Below are 21540 nucleotides of genomic sequence, written 5' to 3' on the forward strand. Positions count from 1 at the left end.
GCCCTCGGTGGAGCCCCACTGCGGGATCGGCGGCTGTGTCGTGGGCTTGGTGATGGGCTTGCCCTTCGCCCGGTCCCGATAGCCCCGGCCGCCGCGTTCTGCGCCGCGACCGCGACCGCGACCGCGACCGCGGCCACCGGCGCGACCGGCCTCGGCCGGATCGTGATCGGCGCGGTGGTCGCCGTCGTGGTGGGGCTGGTGCTCCGGCTCGCGCCGGAGCTGCCACGGCTGTACTGGATGACCCACTACACACGCCTGGTCAAGAAAGGCGTCGCGCCGGCCACCAGCGCCGCCGAGATCGAGCGGCTCATCGCCGTCCTCGGCGCCGCGCAGCGGAGTGTCGACGACGAGGAACATACCGGTTGATGAGACAGCAAGACAGTAATTCAGCCGATTTGGGGGTGATCGCCGACTCGGACGGCTCCCCCTACCCGGACACCGGCCGCAGCCGGAGGGTGAGGATCTGGTGCGGGCGCAGGGTGAGGGTCAGGCCGGCCGGGCCGGTGGCCGCCGGGTGGAGGGGGCGTTCCAGAAGGTCGGTCACCTCCGCTTGGACAACCGGGAAGCCGGTGACGAGGGTGCCGGCCGCCCGGCCGCCGTGGGACTCGTACAGCCGCACCACCACATCGCCGCTGCGGTCCTCGGCCGGCTTGACCGACTCGATGGTGATCGCGGGGTTGTCCACGGAGACCAGGGGCGCGGGCTCCGAAGGGCCTGTGGGGAGGGTGCGCAGCGGCAGGTTCAGGGCGAGGCCGCCTTCGACCGCGTCGCCGACGCTCGCGCCCGGCAGCAGCGCGTAGCGGAAGCGGTGGGTGCCGAGGTCGGTCTCGGGGTCGGGGCTGTGCGGGGCGCGCAGCAGGGTCAGCCGGACGGTGGTGCCCAGCACCTCGCCCTCGGCCGTCCCGTGCGCGGTGCGGGTCACATCGTGGCCGTACGTCGAGTCGTTGAGCAGCGCGGCCCCGTACCCGGGTTCGGCGACGCGCAGCCAGCGGTGGGCGCAGATCTCGAACCGGGCCGCGTCCCAGCTGGTGTTGGTGTGCGTGGCACGGTCCACATGGCCGAACTGGATCTCCGCGGTGGACACCCGGGCGTGGACGTCCAGCGGGAACGCTGCCTTGAGGACCTTCTCCGACTCCTGCCAGTCCACCTCCGTGGCGATGTCCACCTGGCGGCTGCCCGCGGCCAGGGTGATGTCCTGGACGACGCGGGAGGCGCCGAAGGACCGTACGACCCGGACCGTGGCGCGCAGCGGCCCCGACTCGGTTAGCTCGACGGACTCGGCGGCGGTGAGGTCGGTGTGGGCGCGCAGATAGTGCCGGTCGATGTCCCAGGCGTCCCAGTGGTTGGGGTGGTCGGGGTGGAGCTGGAGGAGATTGCCGCGCGCGCCGGGGGCCAGCGCCTCGCGGCCCGCGTCCAGGTCCAGCACCGAGGTGAGCAGCCCGTCGGCGTCGATGGCCACCCGCAGCCGGTCGTTGTCGAGGACGATGGAGTGGCCGTCGCTCAGCGCGGTCACCGGGGCCCGGGACGGCTCGGCGGCGAGGGCCCGCTCGGCGGCCAGCGGCGCCGCGCCCAGCCCGGCCACCCGCACCGCGACCGCCGCGCGCCCGTCGGCCAGCGGCTGGACCGGGGCCTTTGGCGGCAGCGCGGCGGCGGTCTCCGCGTCGACCACGGTGACCTCCTCGCGCTCGTACGGCGAGGCGTTGAGCACGGCGGGCCCGGTGCCGCCCAGCGCCGCCACCGCCGTCGCGATGATCTCCTCCAGCTCCGCGCGCACCCGCTCATAGGTCTCGCGCGCCTCGCGGTGCACCCAGGCGATCGAGGAGCCCGGCAGGATGTCATGGAACTGGTGCAGCAGCACGGTCTTCCAGATCCGGTCCAGGGCGTCGTACGGATAGACGTAGCCGTCGGCGTGGAGCGTGGCCGCCGTGGCCCACAACTCCGCCTCCCGCAGCAGATGTTCGCTGCGCCGGTTGCCCTGCTTGGTCTTGGCCTGCGTGGTGTACGTGGCCCGGTGCAGCTCCAGATACAGCTCGCCCGACCACACCGGCGCCTTGGCCCCGTACTCGCGCTCCGCCTCCGTGAAGAACACGGAGGGCTTGTGGATCTCGACGCGCGGCGAGCCCTCCAGATCGGTGAGCCGCCGCGCCTTCTCCAGCATCTCGCGGGTCGGGCCGCCCCCGCCGTCGCCATGGCCGAACGGCACCAGGGAGCGGGTCGCGAGCCCCTTGTCGGCGAAGTTCCTCTCCGCATGGGCCAGTTCACTCGCATGAAACTGGGCGTTGTAGGTGTCCACGGGCGGGAAGTGGGTGAAGACACGGGTGCCGTCGATGCCCTCCCACCAGAAGGTGTGGTGCGGCATCTTGTTGGACTGGTTCCACGACAGCTTCTGGGTGAGGAACCACTTCACCCCGGCCAGTTTGGCCAGCTGCGGGAAGGCGGCCGTGTAGCCGAAGGAGTCCGGCAGCCAGATCTCCTCGGTGTCCACCCCCAGCTCCTCCAGGAAGAACCGCTTGCCGTGCACGATCTGCCGGGCCAGCGCCTCGCCGCCGGGCATATTGGCGTCCGACTCGACCCACATCGAGCCCACCGGCGCCCAGTTGCCCTCCGCCACCGCCTTCTTGATCCGCTCCCAGATGTGCGGCTGATGCTCCTTGACCCAGGCGTACTGCTGCGCCTGTGAGCACGCGAAGACCAGCTCCGGGTAGTCCTCCGCGAGCGCGGTGACATTGGCGAAGGTGCGGGACGCCTTGCGCACGGTCTCGCGCAGCGGCCACAGCCAGGCAGAGTCGATATGGGCGTGCCCGGCGGCCGAGACCCGGTGCGCGCTGGCGTGCGCGGGGCGGCTGAGCGCCTCGGCCAGCTCGGCGCGGGCGGCGGCCGCGGTGCCGGACACATCGTGCAGGTCGAGCGCGTCCAGCGCGTTCTCCAGGGCGCGCAGGATCTCATGGCGGCGCGGCCGGTCCTCGGGCAGCTCGCGCATCAGCTCCGACAGCACCTCGATGTCCAGGACCAAATGCCAGACGTCCTCGTCGAGGACGGCGAGATCCGCCGAGGCGAAGCGGTACAGCGGCCGGTCCCCGGCGGTCAGCACGTCGCCCAGCGGGGTCGGGGTGAAACCGTCGCGCAGCACGGCCGGGTTGGCGGCCGCCTCCAGCAGCAGCCGCACCGGTTCACCGCCGGCCGCCGGGGACGCGATCGGCACATGGCGGTTGCGCGGATGGACGCCCTTGAGCGGCACCCCGTGCGCGTCGTACACCAGGCCCTCGGCCTGGAAGCCCGGCGCGTCGCCGGTGAACCCCGGGTCGATGACGGCCTCGACCCGCCGCCCCGCCCACTCCGCGGGCACCGCGCCCTCCAGCCGGAACCACCACGTCGACCAGGGACTGCCCCAGTCCGTGCCGGGCTCGAACGCCTCGTACGTCCCCGCGAGCGCCTCCGCGACCGGCACCGGCTCCCCGGGGGTGCGCCACGCGGACAGCGCGAGCGGCCTGTGCTCCGCGTACTGGGCGGGCCTGATGAACTGGCTCAGCGCCCGGTCCAGGCGCCCCTCCACCAGCGGTCGGTCGTCGTGCATCACGGCTCCTCGGGCTCGGCGCGTTCCGGCTCAGCGGCTCAGCGGATCACTCCCAGCATTTCCCGCGGTGTGTGGATGGCAACACGCGGGCATGCATTCCGTGAGCGTGTTCTACGACATTCGACGCTGGCCGCGCCAAGAGCGGCCGGAGCGGGGGAGGATGAAGCGTCAGCCTGTACCTGTACGGCGGGGCCGGTCGCCCGGTCGTCCGGATCCGAGGGCGAAGGCTGCGGAGGCTGTCCAGGTGGAGCGGGGCCCGGTCCTCAGCAAGCCATTGGCGCGTGACGACCTCTCCGCGGTCGCGGAGGTCCGCGCGGAGCTGCGCGAGCTGCTGCGGCACTGGGGCGGGCCGGGCCGGGCCGATCTAGCCGAGCTGCTCACCAGCGAGCTGGTGACCAACGCGCTGGTGCACACCGGCCGCGGCGCCCATGTCACGGCCACGCTCGGGGACGGGCCGGGCGCGCGCGTCGCCGGCCGATTACGGGTCGAGGTGCGGGACTTCGTGTCCCGGCACCCGACGCTGCGCGCCCACCCGTCGCAGGCCGACACCTCCGGGCGCGGACTGCTGCTGGTGCATACGCTCGCCGACGCATGGGGCGTCCGGGCACACGGGGTGGGCAAGGTCCTGTGGTTCGAGCTGCGAGCGGACGGGGAGCCGTAGCGCCGTCCGCGCGTGGGCGCGGACACCCCCTGAGCGGGCGGCGGACACCCCCTGAGCGGGCGGCGGGCGAGGACCGGTGTCCAGGACCGATGTCCTCGCCCCGTCCCGTCCGCTCAGCCGAAGGCGCGCTCGATCTGCGCGAGCTTCGCCTCCAGGGAGTCCAGCCGCGGAATCGTGAGGGTGTCGTCCTCGGCGGTGAGGTCGATGGTGCGGGGATTGTCGGCCTCGGCGTCCTTGCCCTTGTCACCGAAGCCGAAGCTGAAATCCCGATCGCGGTCCCAGTCGCTGTCGCGGTCCCGGCTGTCGGACTCACCGATGCCCGCGGACTGCAGGGCGGGCCGGGCGGAGGACGCGGACAACCGCCCCGGCTCCGCGGCTCCGGCGCTCTCCAGCACCTTCTCCTCCAGAGCGGGCTCCGAACCGAGCTGCGCCGGCTGCCCGGTGGGGCCGGAGACCTCCACCTGACGGCCGCCTCGCCGCCCCCACGCCCGGTGCTGCCGGTTCAGCGCCCGGATCCGGGCCCGGTCCAGCTTCTCCTGCTCCCGCCGGCGGTTGCGGTTGTGCTCGTTCTGGCGCCGGTCCTCCCGGACCTCTTCGACCGCCTCGTCCAGCGTCCGCACACCCTCCAGCAGCATCAGCGACCACGCGGCGAAGGTCTCCCGGGGCGCGCGCAGCCAGCGGACGATACGGATCTGCGGCAGCGGCCGCGGCACCAGGCCCTGCTCGCGCAGCGCCGAGCGGCGGGTCTGCTTGAGCGCGCGGTCGAAGAGGACCGCGGCCGACAGCGACATGCCCGCGAAGAACTGCGGGGCGCCCGCGTGGCCGAAGCCGCGCGGCGCGTGCACCCAGTTGAACCAGGCCGCCGCGCCCGCGAACAGCCACACCAGCAGCCGTGAACCGAGCGCCGCGTCGCCGTGGCTGGCCTCGCGCACCGCCAGCACCGAGCAGAACATCGCCGCGCCGTCGAGCCCGAACGGCACCAGGTACTCCCAGCCGTTCGTCAGCGCCAGGTTCTCCCGGCCGAAGCCCACCAGGCCCTGGAAGGAGAGGGCGGCGGCCACTCCGGCGCAGCAGAACAGCAGCACATAGGAGGCCATACCGTAGATGGCCTCCTTACGGCGGCGGCGCTCCTCGCTGCGCTCCCAGGAGTCCGTGATGGCGTCGTCCTTCTTGCCGTTGCGGCCGCGCGCGAGGACCACCGCCGCCCCCACGACGCCGGCGAGTGCCACGACGACTGGCAGGGCCCAGCCCAGCGATATGTCGGAAAGTCTCATCCGGTGTCCTTGTCTCGCTTCCGTGAAGTTCTGGCCGCGGTACGGCCCTACTCGCGCGACATCCTGGCGGAATCCTGCCGGGCCTCGAGTGGTTTCTGGCCAAGAGGCCGCCAAGTGGGCGGGGGGACACGCGGATAGGTGCGATACGGTTCGAACGCTCGCTCTGTGCAAGCGGCTTGATTCTATTCACGGAAGGCCATCGCGGGTAATCCGAGTGATCGCCTGGGACCCGGTGTCCGGCGCGGTGCCGGGTCGGCTCCGCCTTGATTGTGTACATGGGCTTTGACCTCGGGCGGCGTCCGCATATCGTTTCGCTCGGACGTCAGGAGGACCCGAGTGGAGCAGGTCGAAGCCGGAGCGGCAGCGGAGCCGTGGCAGCCGTCCGGCCTGCCCGCCGCGCGCAGGTCCCCCCGCCGCCACTCCGTGCGCGGGCAGATCCTGGACGCCCTGCGGGACGCCCTGGCCGGTGGCGAGCTCGCCCCGGGCGAGGTGTACTCCGCTCCGGTCCTCGCCGAGCGCTTCGGCGTCTCGCCCACCCCGGTACGGGAGGCCATGCAGCAGCTCGCGGGTGAGGGAGCCGTCGAGGTGGTGCCGAACCGGGGCTTCCGGGTGGCCCGGCGCAGCGCGCGCGAGCTGGCCGAGCTCGCCGAGGTGCGTGCCCTGCTGGAGGTCCCCGTGATGCTCAGCCTGGCGCGGGTGATCGCCCCCGAGCGCTGGGCGGCCCTGCGTCCCTTCGCCGAGGCGACGGCGGCGGCCGCCGCGAAGGGCGACCGTGCCGCGTATCTGGAAGCGGACCGTACGTTCCACCAGACTGTGCTCGGCATCGCCGGGAACCAGCAGCTCGTCATCGTCGCCGACGAGCTGCACCGCCGGGCCCAGTGGCCCCTGGCCTGCGGCCGCGCGGTCCGCACCGCCGACCTCGTCGCCGACGCGGCCGAGCACATGGCCCTGCTCGACGCCCTCTCCGCCGGCGACCTCGGCACCGTCGAGTCACTGGTCCGCGACCACTTCACCTGACGGGCCGGCCTGAGGTCGGCCCGTCAGGTGAAGGGCCGGCCTCAGGCCGGGATGACCGGTTCGCGCCGCGGCGCCTCGGGCGTCTGTCGGGTGCGGCCTCGTCCGGGTTTGTGTGCGGTGAGCATCGGCGACGGCGCTGCCCGCCCCGTTGCTCACCGCACCTCAGCCCGGAACAAGCCCGCACCCGGCGTCGCCGCGCGCATGCCACGATCGGGTCCGGGCGTCGCTGTGTGGGCCGGTCACGGGCCGTCCGGAGCGGGTGTGTCGGATGCGGCGGCGGGTTCCCGGTGTCCTAACTGGTCCGCGAGCCAGACCGGGACGCCGCCCAGGAGGCGGACCAGGCGGCGTGCCTCCGTACGGAGGCGGCCGGCTTCCTCCGGTTCCGGTTCCACATCGGCCAGGGCGGCCAGGGCCGGGGCGATGCCGACCAGGTAGCCCAGCTCTTCGCGGATGCGCAGCGACTCGGCGAAGCCGTGCCGGGCCGCGGCGAGGTCGCCCTCCTCTTCCGCCATGGCGGCCAGATACCGCCAGGTGAAGGAGCGCAGAAGGTCGTCGCCGTGGGTGGCCGCGCCCGCGTGGGCGCGCTGGAAGGCGGCCTGGGCTCCGGTCGGGTTGTGGGCGAGATGCTGGGAGATCAGGCCGCGCCGGAAGTCCAGCACCGGGCGGACCGGGGAGCCGGGCGAGAGCAGCGCGGCGGCGCGGCCGAGGGCGGTCCGTGCCTCGTCGGCCCGGTCGCGGACGCCGAGCAGCGTGGACGCGTAGGCCAGATAACCCCGCTCGCACGCCGTGGCGCCCCGCTGGGAGTCGGTGAGCGCGAGCGCCTCGGCCGCCCGGAGCGCGTCCTCGGCGGCGTCCCACCCCTGAGAGGTGTACATGCACCGTTCGATCAGGACGACGCTGCGCCGGAGCGCCGCCGTGGCGTCGGCCGCGGCGTACGGGGTGAGCAGCTCGGCGGCGTCCTTCCAGCAGCCGCGTGAGCGCAGCCGCCAGACCGCCGTGTCGAGCGGGTCGTCCACGCGCTCCGCTGGTACCTCTGGTACCTCGGAGCCGGAGTTTGACGATCCAGGTGGTGACATGGCGGTGTCCGCCACATTGCCCTCCCCAAGCGCACCATCGAGCCGGAAGCCGTGAGCCGAATCTCAGCATGAATGCGCGGGCGGGGCCAAGGGGTTGGTGTGAATGAATTCACAAACCGGCCGTGAAAGAGGTGGCTCCTTGAGGCGCGCGTGGGGCGCGGGGGCGTGTACGGGGCTTGTGGGAGCTCGTTGGCTCCTGCGTCGGATCCTGCGTCGGCCCGCTCGTCGGCTCCTGCGTCGGATCCTGCGTCGGCCCGCTCGTCGGCTCCTGCGTCGGATCCCGCGTCGGCCCGTCCGGCGGCTCCCGCGTCGGCTCCCGTCAGCTCTGCGGGTTCATCCGCAGCGCGAGGAAGAAGTCCAGCTTGTCCTCCAGCCGGGACAGTTCACGCCCGGTCAGCTGCTCGATCCGGCCCACCCGGTAGCGCAACGTGTTGACGTGCAGATGCAGTCGCGCCGCACACCGCGTCCAGGAGCCGTCGCACTCCAGGAATGCCTCCAGGGTCGGGATCAGTTCGGCGCGATGACGGCGGTCGTACGCGCGCAGCGGGTCGAGCAGCCGGGCGGTGAAGGCGCGCCGTACGTCGTCCGGGACGAAGGGGAGCAGCAGGACGTGCGAGGCCAGCTCCTGGTGGCCGGCCGCGCAGACCAGGCCGGGCCGCGCGGCGGCGACACGGCGGGCGTGCCGGGCCTCCTCCAGGGCGCCGCGCAGCCCGTCGGCGGAGTGCACGGCGGCGCTGACGCCGAGGGTCAGCCGGCCGTCGCCCTCCAGACCGCGGGAGAGCGGTTCGCGGACGGCGGCGAGCAGCGTGTCCGCGTGCAGCCCCTCGTCATGGGCGGGCGCGCTGTCGGGGGAGCCCCCCGCGGGGGCGTCGGAGAGCGCCGGGAGCGGCACGAGCGCAACGGCCTCCTCGCCGGTGTGCGCGACGGCGATCCGGTCCGAGGGCTCGGGCCCGGACGCCCCCGGGTCGACCAGGACCTCCTCCAGCAGCGCCTGGGCGACCGGGCCGCCGGGGATGCCGGCGCCGGGAGCACCGCCACCCTGAGCATCGCCGTTCTCCCACTCCACGCGCGCCACCACCACCTGCCAGTGCGGCGCGGCGCCCAGCCCGGGCAGCAGCACCGGGGCCGCCACCCGCAGCCGGGCCGCGATCTCGGCGGGCGGCGCCCCCGTCTGGACCAGCTCCAGCACCTCCTGGGCCAGCCGCCGCCGCACGGTGCGGGCCGCGTCGCGCCGGTCGCGCTCGACCGCGATCAGCTGGGTGACGCCGTGCAGCAGATCCAGCCGTTCCTCCGGCCAGTCGGCGGCTTCCGCCCCGACGACCAGCAGCCAGTCGGAGAGCACGGTCTCGCGTACGTCGGCGGAGTCGTCGCTGGGGATGGGGAAGACGGAGTACGGCACGCCGTTCGCGGCGGTGAGCCGGAGCGGGCCCCGGCGCCCGGTGCGCCGCGCCGCCAGATGCTCGCCCGCGAGCTGCGCGCGGACCGCGGGCGGCAGCTGCGTGGCCGGCCCCTCGGCGGTCGGGCCCGCGATCCTGCGGCCGGTGGGGGAGAGCACCCAGGCGGGCAGGTCGAGGTCAGAGCCGAGCAGATCCAGCACCACCTCCGGGCCGCCGCCCGCGGGCCCCGAGGTCATCAGCCGCCGGTGCCGCTCCACCACGGCCGCCAGATCGCCGGCCCGCTCCCCGGAGACCTGGCGCACCACATGCTCGGTGATCGACGCGAACGAGACGTCCTCGACAACGGAGAACAGCGGCAGCCGGTGCCGCCCGCAGGCCAGCACCAGATCCTCGGGGACGGCACCGAGCTCCGCCTCGCCCGCCGCGAGCCCGGCCACCCCGGCGGCCGTGAGGATCCGTACGAACCGTTCGGAGTCCTCCGGCTCACGCCGCCAGGCGAGCCCCGTCAGCACGAGCTCACCGCCCGACAGATAGCGGCTGGGGTCACGCAGATCGGTGGTCATCACGCCGCGCACGGTGCGGTCCAGCTCGTCCCCGCCGCTGAGCAGGCGCAGGCCCAGGGCGTCGGTGTCCAACAGTGCGCGCAGCCGCATGGTGATGCCAGCCGATCTTCTCTGTGTTGCCGGTGGTCTGTGGTGTCCTGGAAGGGCGCGAGGTTTTGGGGTCTCGTCGTTCGTTCGAATCTACAAGACCGGCCCGCTGGCCAGCCAACTGCTTCATGGCTTCGGTGACTGCACCGGGTGGCCCACACCTTGGTCTACTGGCGGGAAGCCGTGTGCACAGTTCCTGGGGGACCGCGCCCGCCGACTCGCGACTCGAGAAGAGAGAGCCATGGACTTCCTGCGCCCCGCCGGCTGGGAGGATGCGCTCGCCGCCAAGGCCGAGCACCCCACCGCCGTGCCCATCGCGGGCGGCACCGATGTGATGGTCGAGATCAACTTTGACCATCGGCGGCCCGAGTACCTGCTGGATCTGAACCGCGTCGGCGAGCTGGCCGAGTGGGAGGTGGGGGAGCGTACGGTCCGGCTGGGGGCGGGGGTCCCGTACACCCGGATCATCGAGGAGTTGCGCGCCGAGCTGCCGGGGCTGGCGCTCGCCGCGCACACGGTGGGCTCGCCGCAGATCCGCAACCGCGGCACCGTGGGCGGCAACCTCGGCGCCGCCTCGCCCGCGGGGGACGCCCACCCCGCGCTGCTGGCGGCCGGGGCCGAGGTCGAGGTGGCGTCGGTGCGCGGGACCCGGCTCATCCCGGCCGAGGAGTTCTTCACGGGGGTCAAGCGCAACGCCCTGGAGCCCGACGAGCTGATCAGGGCCGTCCACATCGAGAGGGCCGACGGACCGCAGCAGTTCTCCAAGGTCGGCACCCGCAACGCCATGGTCATCGCGGTGTGCGCGTTCGCCGTGGCGCTCCATCCACGGACCCGCACGGTGCGCACCGGCATCGGCTCGGCCGCGCCCACGCCCGTACGGGCCCGCGAGGCCGAGGAGTTTTTGACCGCCGCGCTCGCGGAGGGCGGCTTCTGGGAGAGCGGCGAGCGCATCACCCCGTCCGTGGGCCGGCGGTTCGCCGAGCTGTGCGCGGGCGCCTGCGATCCGATCGACGACGTGCGCGGCAGCGCGGCGTACCGCCGCCACGCGGTGACGGTGATGGCCCGCCGGACGCTCGGCTGGACCTGGGAGGCGTACCGCGAGGGACGCGAGGGACCCGAGGGAAACGAGAGGACCGCACAGTGCGCGTGAACTTCACGGTCAACGGCCGGCCGCGGCAGGCCGACGACGTCTGGGAGGGCGAGTCCCTGCTTTATGTGCTGCGTGAGCGGCTGGGGCTGCCGGGCTCGAAGAACGCCTGTGAACAGGGCGAATGCGGGTCGTGCACGGTCCGGCTCGACGGGGTGCCGGTGTGCGCGTGCCTGGTGGCGGCGGGGCAGGCCGAGGGCCGCGAGGTGGTCACCGTCGAGGGGCTCGCGGACTTCGCCGAGCAGCGCGCGGCGGGCCGCCCGGGTACGGAGACCGGGGGCGTCCCGCTCGCCCCCGTCCAGCAGGCGTTCATCGACGCCGGCGCCGTCCAGTGCGGCTTCTGCACCCCCGGGCTGCTCATCGCCGCCGATGAGCTGCTGGAGCGCGACCCCGACCCCTCCGACGCCGACATCCGCGAGGCACTGTCGGGCAACCTCTGCCGCTGCACCGGCTACGAGAAGATCCTCGACGCGGTCCGGCTCGCGGCCGCCCGCACCACCGGGGAGGCGGTGTGACCATGGCAGCCGGCCGCACCCCCGCCACGATCACCCAGTCCAGCAGCGCCACCAAGGGCACCATCGGCGAGTCCACGCCGCGCCCCGACGGAACGCTCAAGGTGACCGGCGAGTTCGCGTACTCGTCCGATCTGTGGCACGAGGACATGCTGTGGGGCTGCACCCTCCGCAGCCCGTACGCGCACGCCGAGATCAGGTCCATCGACATCGCCGAGGCCGTTGCCCTGCCGGGGGTGTACGCCGTGATGACCCACGACGATCTGCCGGCCGCGACCCACTACGGCCTGGAGATCCGCGACCAGCCCGTGCTCGCCGGGGACCGGGTCCGCTACCACGGCGAGGCGGTCGCGATCGTCGCCGCCGACCACCCCGAGACCGCCCGCCGCGCCGCCGCCAAGATCAAGGTCGAGTACGCGGAGCTGCCGCTGGTCACCGACGAGGCCACGGCCACCGCGCCGGACGCGCCGCTGCTCCACCCCGGCCGGGACGACCGCCACGCCGCCCATGTCCCGCACCCCAACATCGTGCACCGCCAGCCCGTCAAGCGCGGCGATGTCGCCGCCGCCAGGGCCCGCGCCGATGTGGTCGTCCGCCGGGACTACGAGGTCGGCATGCAGGACCAGGCGTTCCTCGGCCCCGAGTCTGGGCTCGCGGTGCCCACCGAGGACGGTGGCCTCGACCTCTACATCGCCACCCAGTGGCTGCACGTCGACCGCGATCAACTCGCCCCGGTGCTGGGGCTGCCGCCCGACAAGGTGCGGTTGACGCTGTCGGGGGTGGGCGGGGCGTTCGGCGCGCGCGAGGACCTGTCCATGCAGGCGCACGCCTGTCTGCTGGCGCTGCGCACCGGCAAGCCAGTCAAGATCGTCTACAACCGGTACGAGTCGTTCTTCGGCCATGTCCACCGGCACCCCGCCAAGCTCACCTATGAACACGGCGCCACGCGCGACGGACAGTTGCTCTACGTCCAGTGCCGCATCGTCCTGGACGGCGGTGCGTACGCCTCCTCCTCGCCGGCCGTGGTCGGCAACGCCGCCTCCCTGGCCATCGGCCCCTACGTCGTCGAGAACGTCGACGTCGAGGCCATCGCCCTCTACTCCAACAACCCGCCCTGCGGCGCGATGCGCGGCTTCGGCGCGGTCCAGGCGTGCTTCGCGTACGAGGCGCAGATGGACGCGGTGGCAGCGGAACTCGGCCTGGACCCGGTCGAGTTCCGGCAGCGCAACGCCATGGCGCAGGGCGCGACCATGCCCACGGGACAGGTCGTCGACTCCCCGGCCCCCGTCGCCGAGCTGCTGCGCCGCGTCAAGGCGCTGCCGATGCCGCCGGAGCGGAACTGGGAGGCGCTCGGCTCGCCGGACGTACGTGCCCTGCCGGGCGGGCTGTCCAACACCACCCACGGCGAGGGCGTGGTGCGCGGCATCGGCTACGCGGTCGGCATCAAGAACGTCGGCTTCTCCGAGGGCTTCGACGACTACTCCACGGCCCGCGTCCGGCTCGACGTCATCAACGGCGAGCCGGCCGCCCTGGTGCACACCGCGATGGCCGAGGTCGGCCAGGGCGGCGTCACCGTCCACGCCCAGATCGCCCGTACCGAGCTCGGCGTCAGCCAGGTCACCATCCATCCCGCCGACACCCAGGTCGGCTCGGCGGGCTCCACTTCCGCCTCCCGCCAGACGTACATGACCGGCGGCGCGATCAAGCACACCTGCGAGGCCGTACGGGAGGAGGTGCTGCGGCGCGGCCGGGAGCGCTTCGGCGCCCACCACCCCGCGTGGGCGACCGGCGAACTCCTGCTGGACGGCGGCAAGGTGGTCACCGCCGACGGCGAGGTGATCGGCGACCTCGCCGAGATCGTCGGCGATGAGGCGATCGACATCGAGAGGGAGTTCCGGCACCGCCCGACCGAGCCGTTCGATCTGCGCACCGGGCAGGGCTTCGGCCATGTCCAGTACTCCTTCTGCGCCCATCGCGCGGTCGTGGAGGTCGACACGGAACTGGGGCTGGTCAAGGTGGTGGAGCTGGCGGCGGCCCAGGACGTCGGCAAGGCGCTCAATCCGCTGTCGGTGGTGGGCCAGATCCAGGGCGGTTCCACGCAGGGGCTGGGGCTCGCGGTGATGGAGGAGATCGTCGTCTCGGCGGACGGGGCGCGGGTCCGCAACCCGTCCTTCACGGACTATCTGATCCCCACCATCCTGGACACCCCGACAATGCCCGTGGACGTGCTGGAACTGGCCGACGACAACGCGCCGTACGGGCTGCGCGGGGTCGGTGAGGCGCCCACGCTGTCCTCGACCCCGGCCGTGGTCGCCGCCATCCGCGCGGCGACGGGCCTCCCCCTGAAACGGGTCCCGGTCCGTCCCGAGCATCTGACGGGCATGTGACGATCCGGCCCCGGGGCTCCGCCCCTGGCCCGGCGGGGCTCCGCCCTCTCGACCCCGGCCGGGCTTCGCCCCGGCGGCGGCGACCCGGTGGGGCGGGCCCGGCTCTCGGCTGCCCGGGGAGGCGCCTGCGGCGGGGAGGCCCCTACCCCCTTGCTGGGGATCCGCCCCTTGGGCCCTCTGGGCCCCGCCCTGGGAGGCGCGTGTCCTGGGCCCCGCCCTGGGAGGCGCGTGGGGACGGTCTGGTGGGGGCACCCGGCTCTCGGGTGCCGGGGGAGGTGCCTGCGGCGGGGGAGCCCGGGGGAGGTGCCTGCGGCGGGGGAGCCCGGGGAGGTCCCCCGGCTGGGGCTCGGTTTCGGGAGGCGGCGGCCAGTCGCGGGGCGGGGCAGATTTCGGGAGCCCGGAGCGTTCCCAGAGACAGGCAACCGGCGGTGGCACAAGGAGCTGATCATCATGCTGGACATCGCTGCCGAGCTGCACCGCTGGTGCGAGGAGGGGCGTGACTTCGCCGTCGCCTCGGTGGTGTCCGTGGGCGGCAGCGCGCCCCGCCAGGCGGGCGCGGCCCTCGCGGTCGACGCCGACGGGACGGCGGTCGGCAGCGTGTCCGGCGGCTGTGTCGAGGGCGCGGTGTACGAGCTGTGCCAGGACGCGCTGCGGACCGGCGAGACGCAGCGCGAGACCTTCGGCTACTCCGACGAGGACGCCTTCGCGGTGGGCCTGACCTGCGGCGGGATCATCGATGTCCTGGTCACGCCGGTCCCGGCCGCCGACCGTCCGCTGCGCCCTGTCCTCGCCGCCGCGCTGTCCGCCGCCGCCGCCGGCCGGACGACGGCGCTGGTGCGCGTCGTGGACGGCCCGCGCGGCCTGCTGGGCCGCGCTCTCCTGGTCCGTCCGGACGGAACGTACGACGGCTCCCTCGGCGGCCACCCCGCGCTGGACGGTACGGCGGCGGGGGAGACCCGGGCGCTGCTGGACGCGGGGCACACCGGGACCGTCGTCGTCGGGGCCGAGGGGAGCCGGTGCGGGCAGGCGGTGACGTTGCTGGTGGAGTCCAGCGTGCCGGCGCCGCGCATGATCGTCTTCGGGGCGATCGACTTCGCGAGCGCGCTGGTGCGGATCGGGAAGTTCCTCAATTACCACGTGACGGTCTGCGACGCCCGCCCGGTCTTCGCGACCGCACGCCGTTTCCCCGACGCCGACGAGGTGGTCGTCGACTGGCCGCACCGCTATCTCGACACGATCGCGGTGGACGCCCGGACGGTGCTGTGCGTGCTCACTCACGACCCGAAGTTCGACATCCCGCTGCTGGAACGGGCGCTGCGGTTGCCCGTCGCGTACGTCGGGGCGATGGGCTCGCGCCGTACCCATCTGGACCGGCTGCGGCGGCTGCGCGATGTCGGCGTGGGCGAGCCGGCGCTGGCGCGGCTGCGCTCGCCGATCGGTCTCGACCTCGGCGCCCGCACCCCGGAGGAGACGGCGCTGTCCATCGCGAGCGAGATCGTCGCAAGTCGGCGGGGCGGCAGCGGGACGCCGCTGACGGGGGCGCGCACCCCGATCCACCACGACGTCCAGGCGCCCGCGGGCCGGATCGGGTCCGTCGCTTGACGATCATCTGATCTAACGCCACTCCTGGGAGGGAAGTCCGGTCCGCCACCCGGCGGAAGGTGCGTTGCCGGGGGCCGGTTTCTGAGTGACAGTCAGAAAACCGACTGTGGACCGCCGCCCCCTGGAGTACGCCTGTGCGAAAGAGACGGAAAACCTTCATCGTGCCGCTGGCCGTTCTGGCCGTGACCGCCCTGCCTCTGCTGTTGACCCCAGCCGTGAACGCGGCCGCGGACAAGGGCGGCGCCGAGCCCTTGCGCGGGGCCCGCCTCTATGTGCCGCCGTCCGAACGGGACTCCTACCGCCAGGTGACCCGGCTCGCCTGGCGGGGCGCCTACCGCGACTCCGCCGGGCTCCTTTCCATGGTGCGCACGCCGCAGGCGGTCTGGTACGGGGACGAGAGCCCCAAGCAGGTCGAGCGGAGGGTCCGCACGACCGCCCGCCGCGCCCACTGGCAGGGGACGCTGCCGGTCCTCGCCCTCTATGACGTCCCCGGCCGTGACTGCGGCAGCTACTCCAGCGGCGGAGCCCAGAGCATCGCCGAGTACCAGGCGTGGATCGACGCCGTCGCCCAGGGCATCGGCGACCGTGAAGCGCTCATCATCCTCGAACCCGACTCGCTGGCGCTGCTGCCGTCCGACTGCCTGGCGGAGGAGAACACGGACGCCGCCGAGGAGCAGGGCGGCACGGATGCGCAGTCGGACGCGGGGCCCGGCGGTGCCGTGGCCGATGCGGCCGCCCCCGCGGAGGGTGCACAGCAGACCATGGCGCCCGCCGGAACCGATGGCACCGCCGCGGACGCCCCCACGCCCGAGCCCACCCTCACCGAGCTGCCCCCGCTGCCCGACCCGAACGGCCCGTCGGCTTCGGCGCAGACCGCCCCCACGGCTCAAGCTCCCACCCCCCAGTCCCCGCCCTCCTTGACTCCCGCGGCCCAAGCCGCCGAGCCCCAGGCCCCCGCGGCCGACCCGACCCCGATCCGCTTGCCCAGCCCCGACCCCGACCCCGCGATTCCCCCGCTCGAGGACCAGTCCGCCGCCGGAGGCATCGAGGAGCCCGGCGACTCCACCGCCGAGGACGATGCGCAGACCAATGCCCGCTACGACGCGATCAACTACGCCGTCGACGTCCTCTCCGCGCTCGGCAACACCATGGTCTACCTGGACGCGGGCCATGCCGGCTGGCACGCCGTCAGCAGCATCGTGCCCCGCCTCGTCCAGGCCGGAATCGACGAGGCCACCGGCTTCGCCCTCAACGTCTCCCACTACCAGACGGACGAGGCCAACGCCTGGTACGGGCACCTCATCTCCGCCTGCCTCGCCTACGTGGACGACGGCGGGGACCCCGAGGACTGCGCCGAGCAGACCTGGTCGCGGCGGCACGCCCGCGCCTGGCTGCGCGCCCACGCACCGGCAGATCCCTCCCGTATGAAGCACTTCGTCACCGACACCAGCCGCAACGGCCGCGGCCCGTGGACGCCGCGGCACGGTGAGCACCTGGACCCCCAGTCGTGGTGCAACCCGCCCGGCCGCGGCCTGGGCGCCCGGCCCACCACCCGTACGGGCGATCCGCTGCAGGACGCCGCGCTGTGGGTGAAGAACCCCGGGGAATCGGACGGACGGTGTCTGCGCGGCACGGACGGGCCCCAGGATCCGGCGCGGGGAACGGTGAGCCCCGACGCGGGGCGGTGGTTCCCGGAACAGGCCCTGGAGCTCGTACGCTACGCACACCCGACGGTCAGGGTCCGCCGCTGACCCTCCGTCCCCTCTCCCTCCCCGCTCCTCGTCAGGCCGTCGGGTTGTGCCGGATCAGGGCGTCGACCAGGCCGGATGTGGCGTTCGGGAAGTCCATCGGGACGATGCCGAGCCCCGTCCAGCCCTGGGCCTCGGAGCCCTCCAGGAAGGACTTGACCCGGGGGTTGAGACGGTCCGCGTTGGAGCGGGGCGGGAGGAGGGCGGCGGTGCTGACGTAGTTCATGAAGAGCTTGCCGGGCTGGGCCGCCGCCTTGCGGAACTGGGCCTCGATCTTGGGGTACTTGGCGAACGGCTCCGCCATGTAGTCGTCCTGGATGTCGAAGAGCTGCCCGTCGGCGTACCGCACTCCCGGCATGTTGTCGGAGTCGGCGAGCAGCACGACCCTGCCGCGGGCCTGGCCCAGGGTGGGCAGGGTGGAGTCGAGGCGGAAAAGCGAGCGCCAGCCCTTGCCGTCGAGGTAGGTGTCGAAGATCCGGCGGAACTCGGCGGCGCTCTCCTCCGAGTACTCCTGCTTGACCCGCATCAGCACCGTCTCCGACGGATGCGCGGAGAGGAACGACCGGCAGGCGCTCAGCACATCGTCGAAGTTCAGATGCTGGTAGAACGGGCCGTGATGGATGGGGAAGGCGTTGTCGAAGGCACGGCAGCGGATGTCCAGGAACCGGATGCCGCTGTTCAGCTGGTCGGCCACGGTGGTGTTCTGACACTCCGTCCACGGACCGCCGTGGCGCGCGCCCGAGTCATGGGTCCCCGGCAGCGTCAGCCGCTGGACCGGCGTGGCGTCGGCGATGGCGGACAGCCAGTCCTGGACGCCCAGCGTCCGGGGCGGCGCGGCGATGGCCGTGGCCGCACCGCCCGCGGCGGAGATCAGCCCCGCGGTGGAGAGGGCGGCCGCGCCCCTGAGAAACCCTCGCCGGTCCATACGCATACTCCTGTCGCTCGCCTGTTCGTACCGTGCCGCAGGGCATCGAACCACAACAGGCGGCGCAGAGTGGTGAGTTGTGTGGCGAGGGGCAGAATCCGACCGCTGACGGAATCGTCAGCGGTCGGTCTTCTCAGGCAGGCGGAAGGGGCTTGTCAGAGCCAGCCGCGGCGCTTGAAGACGAGGTAGAGGCTTACGCACACCACCGCCATCAGCAGAATCGCGAAGGGATAGCCCAACACCCAGTCCAGCTCCGGCATATGGGTGAAGTTCATGCCGTAGATGGTGCCGACGAGGGTCGGGGCGAAGAGGATCGCCGCCCAGGCGGAGATCTTCTTGACCTCTTCGTTCTGCTCGAACCCGGCCTCCGCCAGCGCCCTCATCTCCGCGTTCTGCTGCTGGGTCACCAGGGTGGCGTTCACCGCGAGAATGTCGGTGAGGGCCGAGCGGAAGCCGTCCACGCGCTCGCTGGTGTGGGTGACGTGGTCGGCGACATCGCGCAGATAGCGCTGCAGCTCCTCGTCGGTGCCGTACTTGTCGAAGCCCGCCATCAGGCCGTGCAGCATTCCGACGAGCGGCCGGGTCGCCCGCTGGAACTCGACCATCTCCCGGGAGAGTTCATAGATGCGGCGCGACACCTCGGGGTCGCCGCGGAAGACCTCGGTCTCGATCTCGTCGATGTCGTTCTGCACCCCGGCGACCACAGGGGCATAGCCGTCCACCACCGCGTCCAGGATCGCGTACAGCACGGCCTCGGGGCCCAGCGCCAGCAGCTCGGGCGTCGACTCCATCCGGCCGCGCACCGCCGACAGATCCGGGGCGGCACCATGCCGGACGGTGATGACGAAGTCGGGGCCCACGAAGACATGCATCTCGCCGAAGTCGACCTCCTCGGGCGCGTCGAGATAACGGGCGGCGCGCAACACCACGAACAGCGTCTCGCCGTAACGCTCCAGCTTGGGCCGCTGATGGGCCTCCAGCGCGTCCTCGATGGCCAGCTTGTGCAGATCGAACTCCTCGGCGAGCGAAAGCAGCTCCGCCTCGCTCGGCCGGTAGAGCCCGATCCACGCCATGGCGCCGGTCTCCTCCCGCAGCCGCCGGTACGTCGCGGCGAGGGTGTCGGGCGTGCCGACTCTGCGGCCGTCGCGGTACACCGCCGCGTCCACCACGCTGCGCTCCTCGGCCGCGGTGGCGGAGTCGGCGGAGGCATCGGGCCCGGACTCGCCGCGCTGCGGCCCCGGGGGCGCGGGGGAGGGCCGCGGCGTGGAATTGGCCCGGCCCGCCCCGGCGGCGCGCAGCCAGGGGTACCGCTTGGTGGGGCGCGGGGTGCGGGAGCGGCGCTCGGGCATGAGGGGTCCTTTACGGGTCGCGGACGCTGGGGCGGGGCATCGGGGCACACCACAAAGCCGCCACCGGGCCGGGGCCGAGCTGGGCCTCGCGCTGAGCGGGGCCGGGGCCGAGCTGGGCCTCGCGCTGAGCGGGGCCGGGGCCGAGCCGGTCCTCGCGCTGAGCGGGGCCGGGGCCGAGCTGGGCCTCGCGCTGAGCGGGGCCGGGGCCGGGCTGGGCCTCGCGCTGAGCGCCGCGCTCAGACTCGGACTCCTCGGGCCGGGGTGGCGCCTCGCGGCATGCGACTGGGAGGTTCACTGTTCATCGCGGACCTCACCTCCTTGTCGCGGGCGCGGTGGGCGCAGCGGGTGCTGAGCACTGGCCTCAATGCAGGATATCCCCGCAAATGACCACGTGACGGCTCGGGGCCCCGGCGGGCCCCGGATGCGTCCAGTCGGCCAACACCACGACGCCCCGGATGGCCGCTGCGATGGTCGTGGTAGCGGGACGGCACGACGGCGACCGGGCCCGCCACGGCGTGGAGCGGCCCGGTTCCCGCGGCGCGGGGCCTTGCGTGTCGGGGTCCGCGCCGCCGTAGCGCGCCGGGGCGCGGGGCCTTGCGTGTCGGGGTCCGCGCCGCCGTAGCGCGCCGGGGCGCGGGGCCTTGCGTGTCGGGGTCCGTGCTGCCGTAACGGGCCGGGGCGCGGGGCCGTGCGTGTCGGGGTCCGTGCCGCTGTACCGCGCGGCACCCCGTGGCGCGCCGTACGAGGGCGGGCGCGGGTGCGGTGCCCCGGGCCCGGGGCGTCATGCGGGGCGGCGCCTCCGGGTCCGCCCCGTACCCCGGCCTGCGGCACTCCGAGCGCCGGGGGTCGGGGGTGACGGGCCCCTTGCGTCGTGGAGCGGCGCGGCCTGCGCGCGGGCCGGTTTCTGGCGCGCGGGGCTGTGCGTGTCGGGGTCCGCGCCGCCGTAACGCGCGGCGTCCCGTGGCGGCCTGTACGAACGCGGGCGCGGTGTCCCGGGCCCGGGGCGTCCCGCGGTGCCCCGGGCTCGGGGCGTCATGCGGGGCGGCGCTTCGGGGGTCCGCCCCGTGCCCCGGCCTGCGGCACTCCGAGCGCCGGGGGTCGAGGGTGAACGGGCCCCTTGCGTCCTGGTCCGGCGCGGCCTCCGCGCGGCCCGGTTTCTGGCGCGCGGGGCCCTGCGTGTCGGGGTCCGTACCGCCGTAACGCGCGGCACCCTGTGGCGGCCCGTACGAGGGCGGGCGCGGTGTCCCGGGCCCGGGGCGTCCCGCGGTGCCCCGGGCTCGGGCCCGGGGCGTCATGCGGGGCGGCGCCTCCGGGTCCGCCCGGGGCCCCGCCGGGCGGGGCGCCGCCTACGGCAGCAGCCCCGCCCGGCGGGCCTCCACCACCGCGTGCAGGCGGGTATGCGCCCCCAACTTGCGCATGCAGGAGCGCAGATAGCTCTTCACGGTCTCCGGCCGCAGCCCCAGCCGGTCCGCCGCCGCCGAGTTCGTGGCGCCCGAGGCCACGCAGGCCAGGACGTCGACCTCGCGCGGTGACAGCTCCACCACCTGCCGGGCGGACGGCTCGCGGCCGGTGCCCGATGAGGCCCGGGCCAGGCGGCCGCAGGCGGTGAGGATCTCCGCTCGTAGCTGCGGGTCCGCGACCCGGTGGGCGAGCGCGCGGAGGTCGCCATGGGCCTCGCGTACCTCCTCCCAGGCCGCCGGGTCGGCCTGCGCGGCGGAAGGCGGCGGCTGCTGTGTCGCGGCCATCAGCCGCTGTGCCTCCTCCTGCACCGCCAGCGACTGCTCCAGTTCGCGCACCGCCTCCACCGCCGCGCTCAGGGCACGGTCGCCGAGCAGCAGCGGCTGCCGGAGCGCGCCGTACAGCACGCCGCGCACCCGACCCCGTACGACGACCGGCACGGCCAGCATCGAGCGCAGTCCTTCGGCGCTCACCGCCGCGTCGTACTCATGGCTGATCGCCCGCGAGGTGGGGTAGTCCGCCACGGAGATGGGGCGGGACATGGTGAGCACCTTGCCGCCCAGCCCATTGCCGGGCGTGATGGCGAGGCCGTGCAGGGAGTTGGTGGTGGTCCCGGCGAATTCGGAGATACGGAACTGTCGCGAACCGGTACATAGCCCGCCGAATGCGACGGGCAGTCCGCCGCGCCGGCGCATCCGCTGCAGCGTGGTCCGTACGTCGACGGCCCGGTCCGTTCCCACCACGGTCACCTCCCGGAAATGCC

At 73.7% G+C, this 21540-nt stretch carries 15 protein-coding genes and 2 pseudogenes; 9 read left to right on the forward strand and 8 right to left on the reverse strand.

Features of this window, described 5'->3' with window-relative positions:
- Window positions 1-162 precede the first annotated feature (162 nt).
- A complete protein-coding gene (locus tag ABZU99_RS17910) occupies window positions 163-366 on the forward strand; it encodes a hypothetical protein (RefSeq protein WP_356044820.1) in 204 nt (67 codons plus the stop codon).
- Window positions 367-427: 61 nt separating this feature from the next.
- Here ABZU99_RS17910 and ABZU99_RS17915 read toward each other — a convergent pair whose 3' ends face one another.
- Window positions 428-3574, reverse strand: a complete 3147-nt coding sequence (locus ABZU99_RS17915; RefSeq protein ID WP_356044817.1) for a glycoside hydrolase family 38 C-terminal domain-containing protein — start codon at window positions 3572-3574, stop codon at window positions 428-430.
- Between the two features lie 244 nt (window positions 3575-3818).
- On the opposite strand from ABZU99_RS17915, the gene ABZU99_RS17920 reads away from it, so the two are divergent.
- Window positions 3819-4235, forward strand: coding sequence for an ATP-binding protein (locus ABZU99_RS17920; protein WP_356044814.1), 417 nt, complete (start codon window positions 3819-3821; stop codon window positions 4233-4235).
- A gap of 113 nt (window positions 4236-4348) precedes the next feature.
- On the opposite strand, the gene ABZU99_RS17925 is transcribed toward ABZU99_RS17920, so the two are convergent.
- Window positions 4349-5509 carry a DUF2637 domain-containing protein gene (locus tag ABZU99_RS17925; RefSeq protein WP_355953094.1) on the reverse strand — a complete coding sequence of 387 codons (1161 nt, stop codon included), beginning with the start codon at window positions 5507-5509 and terminating at the stop codon, window positions 4349-4351.
- Between the two features lie 387 nt (window positions 5510-5896).
- On the opposite strand from ABZU99_RS17925, the gene ABZU99_RS17930 reads away from it, so the two are divergent.
- The gene (locus tag ABZU99_RS17930) at window positions 5897-6526 is read left to right on the forward strand and encodes a GntR family transcriptional regulator (RefSeq protein ID WP_355953201.1); all 630 of its coding nucleotides are present in this window, start codon (window positions 5897-5899) and stop codon (window positions 6524-6526) included.
- Window positions 6527-6765: 239 nt separating this feature from the next.
- Here the strand turns inward: ABZU99_RS17930 and ABZU99_RS17935 are convergent, their stop codons facing one another.
- The gene (locus ABZU99_RS17935) at window positions 6766-7602 is read right to left on the reverse strand and encodes a hypothetical protein (RefSeq protein WP_355953203.1); all 837 of its coding nucleotides are present in this window, start codon (window positions 7600-7602) and stop codon (window positions 6766-6768) included.
- A gap of 319 nt (window positions 7603-7921) precedes the next feature.
- Complete coding sequence (locus tag ABZU99_RS17940) at window positions 7922-9652, reverse strand: PucR family transcriptional regulator ligand-binding domain-containing protein (RefSeq protein ID WP_356044811.1); 1731 nt, start codon at window positions 9650-9652, stop codon at window positions 7922-7924.
- Between the two features lie 238 nt (window positions 9653-9890).
- Between ABZU99_RS17940 and ABZU99_RS17945 the strand changes: the two genes are divergently transcribed.
- From ABZU99_RS17945 to ABZU99_RS17970, 6 genes and pseudogenes are all read left to right on the forward strand, one after another.
- On the forward strand, window positions 9891-10799 hold the full coding sequence (locus ABZU99_RS17945) for a xanthine dehydrogenase family protein subunit M (protein ID WP_356044809.1): 909 nt from the start codon (window positions 9891-9893) through the stop codon (window positions 10797-10799).
- On the forward strand, window positions 10790-11311 hold the full coding sequence (locus ABZU99_RS17950) for a (2Fe-2S)-binding protein (protein ID WP_355953102.1): 522 nt from the start codon (window positions 10790-10792) through the stop codon (window positions 11309-11311). The genes ABZU99_RS17945 and ABZU99_RS17950 overlap by 10 nt, the downstream gene beginning before the upstream one ends.
- Before the next feature lie 2 nt (window positions 11312-11313).
- Window positions 11314-13695, forward strand: coding sequence for a xanthine dehydrogenase subunit D (pucD, locus tag ABZU99_RS17955; RefSeq protein ID WP_356044894.1), 2382 nt, complete (start codon window positions 11314-11316; stop codon window positions 13693-13695).
- Window positions 13696-14145: 450 nt separating this feature from the next.
- A complete protein-coding gene (locus tag ABZU99_RS17960) occupies window positions 14146-15297 on the forward strand; it encodes an XdhC/CoxI family protein (RefSeq protein ID WP_355953105.1) in 1152 nt (383 codons plus the stop codon).
- 305 nt (window positions 15298-15602) lie between these two features.
- A pseudogene (locus tag ABZU99_RS17965) lies at window positions 15603-15944 on the forward strand (glycoside hydrolase family 6 protein); the annotation flags it as partial.
- A 435-nt stretch (window positions 15945-16379) separates the two neighbouring features.
- Window positions 16380-17048: pseudogene (locus ABZU99_RS17970) on the forward strand (glycoside hydrolase family 6 protein); the annotation flags it as partial.
- 31 nt (window positions 17049-17079) lie between these two features.
- Here the strand turns inward: ABZU99_RS17970 and ABZU99_RS17975 are convergent.
- The 4 genes from ABZU99_RS17975 to ABZU99_RS17990 form a co-directional block, all read right to left on the reverse strand.
- Window positions 17080-17970 carry a phosphatidylinositol-specific phospholipase C gene (locus ABZU99_RS17975; protein ID WP_355953107.1) on the reverse strand — a complete coding sequence of 297 codons (891 nt, stop codon included), beginning with the start codon at window positions 17968-17970 and terminating at the stop codon, window positions 17080-17082.
- A 155-nt stretch (window positions 17971-18125) separates the two neighbouring features.
- Window positions 18126-19319 carry a magnesium and cobalt transport protein CorA gene (locus ABZU99_RS17980; protein WP_356044804.1) on the reverse strand — a complete coding sequence of 398 codons (1194 nt, stop codon included), beginning with the start codon at window positions 19317-19319 and terminating at the stop codon, window positions 18126-18128.
- A gap of 10 nt (window positions 19320-19329) precedes the next feature.
- Window positions 19330-19614 carry a hypothetical protein gene (locus tag ABZU99_RS17985; protein ID WP_356044801.1) on the reverse strand — a complete coding sequence of 95 codons (285 nt, stop codon included), beginning with the start codon at window positions 19612-19614 and terminating at the stop codon, window positions 19330-19332.
- A 1051-nt stretch (window positions 19615-20665) separates the two neighbouring features.
- On the reverse strand, window positions 20666-21520 hold the full coding sequence (locus ABZU99_RS17990) for a LuxR C-terminal-related transcriptional regulator (RefSeq protein WP_356044798.1): 855 nt from the start codon (window positions 21518-21520) through the stop codon (window positions 20666-20668).
- Between the last annotated feature and the right edge of the window lie 20 nt (window positions 21521-21540).

Source organism: Streptomyces sp. NPDC005266 (assembly GCF_040607655.1).
Lineage (GTDB): Bacteria > Actinomycetota > Actinomycetes > Streptomycetales > Streptomycetaceae > Streptomyces.

Bases quoted from the DNA above. Each gene is read 5' to 3' on its own strand.
- ABZU99_RS17975 (WP_355953107.1), bottom strand. From the start codon at position 17,970: ATGGACCGGCGAGGGTTTCTCAGGGGCGCGGCCGCCCTCTCCACCGCG.
- ABZU99_RS17915 (WP_356044817.1), bottom strand. From the start codon at position 3,574: ATGCACGACGACCGACCGCTGGTGGAGGGGCGCCTGGACCGGGCGCTG.
- ABZU99_RS17940 (WP_356044811.1), bottom strand. From the start codon at position 9,652: ATGCGGCTGCGCGCACTGTTGGACACCGACGCCCTGGGCCTGCGCCTG.
- ABZU99_RS17925 (WP_355953094.1), bottom strand. From the start codon at position 5,509: ATGAGACTTTCCGACATATCGCTGGGCTGGGCCCTGCCAGTCGTCGTG.
- pucD (WP_356044894.1), top strand. From the start codon at position 11,314: ATGGCAGCCGGCCGCACCCCCGCCACGATCACCCAGTCCAGCAGCGCC.
- ABZU99_RS17935 (WP_355953203.1), bottom strand. From the start codon at position 7,602: ATGTCACCACCTGGATCGTCAAACTCCGGCTCCGAGGTACCAGAGGTA.
- ABZU99_RS17945 (WP_356044809.1), top strand. From the start codon at position 9,891: ATGGACTTCCTGCGCCCCGCCGGCTGGGAGGATGCGCTCGCCGCCAAG.
- ABZU99_RS17960 (WP_355953105.1), top strand. From the start codon at position 14,146: ATGCTGGACATCGCTGCCGAGCTGCACCGCTGGTGCGAGGAGGGGCGT.
- ABZU99_RS17980 (WP_356044804.1), bottom strand. From the start codon at position 19,319: ATGCCCGAGCGCCGCTCCCGCACCCCGCGCCCCACCAAGCGGTACCCC.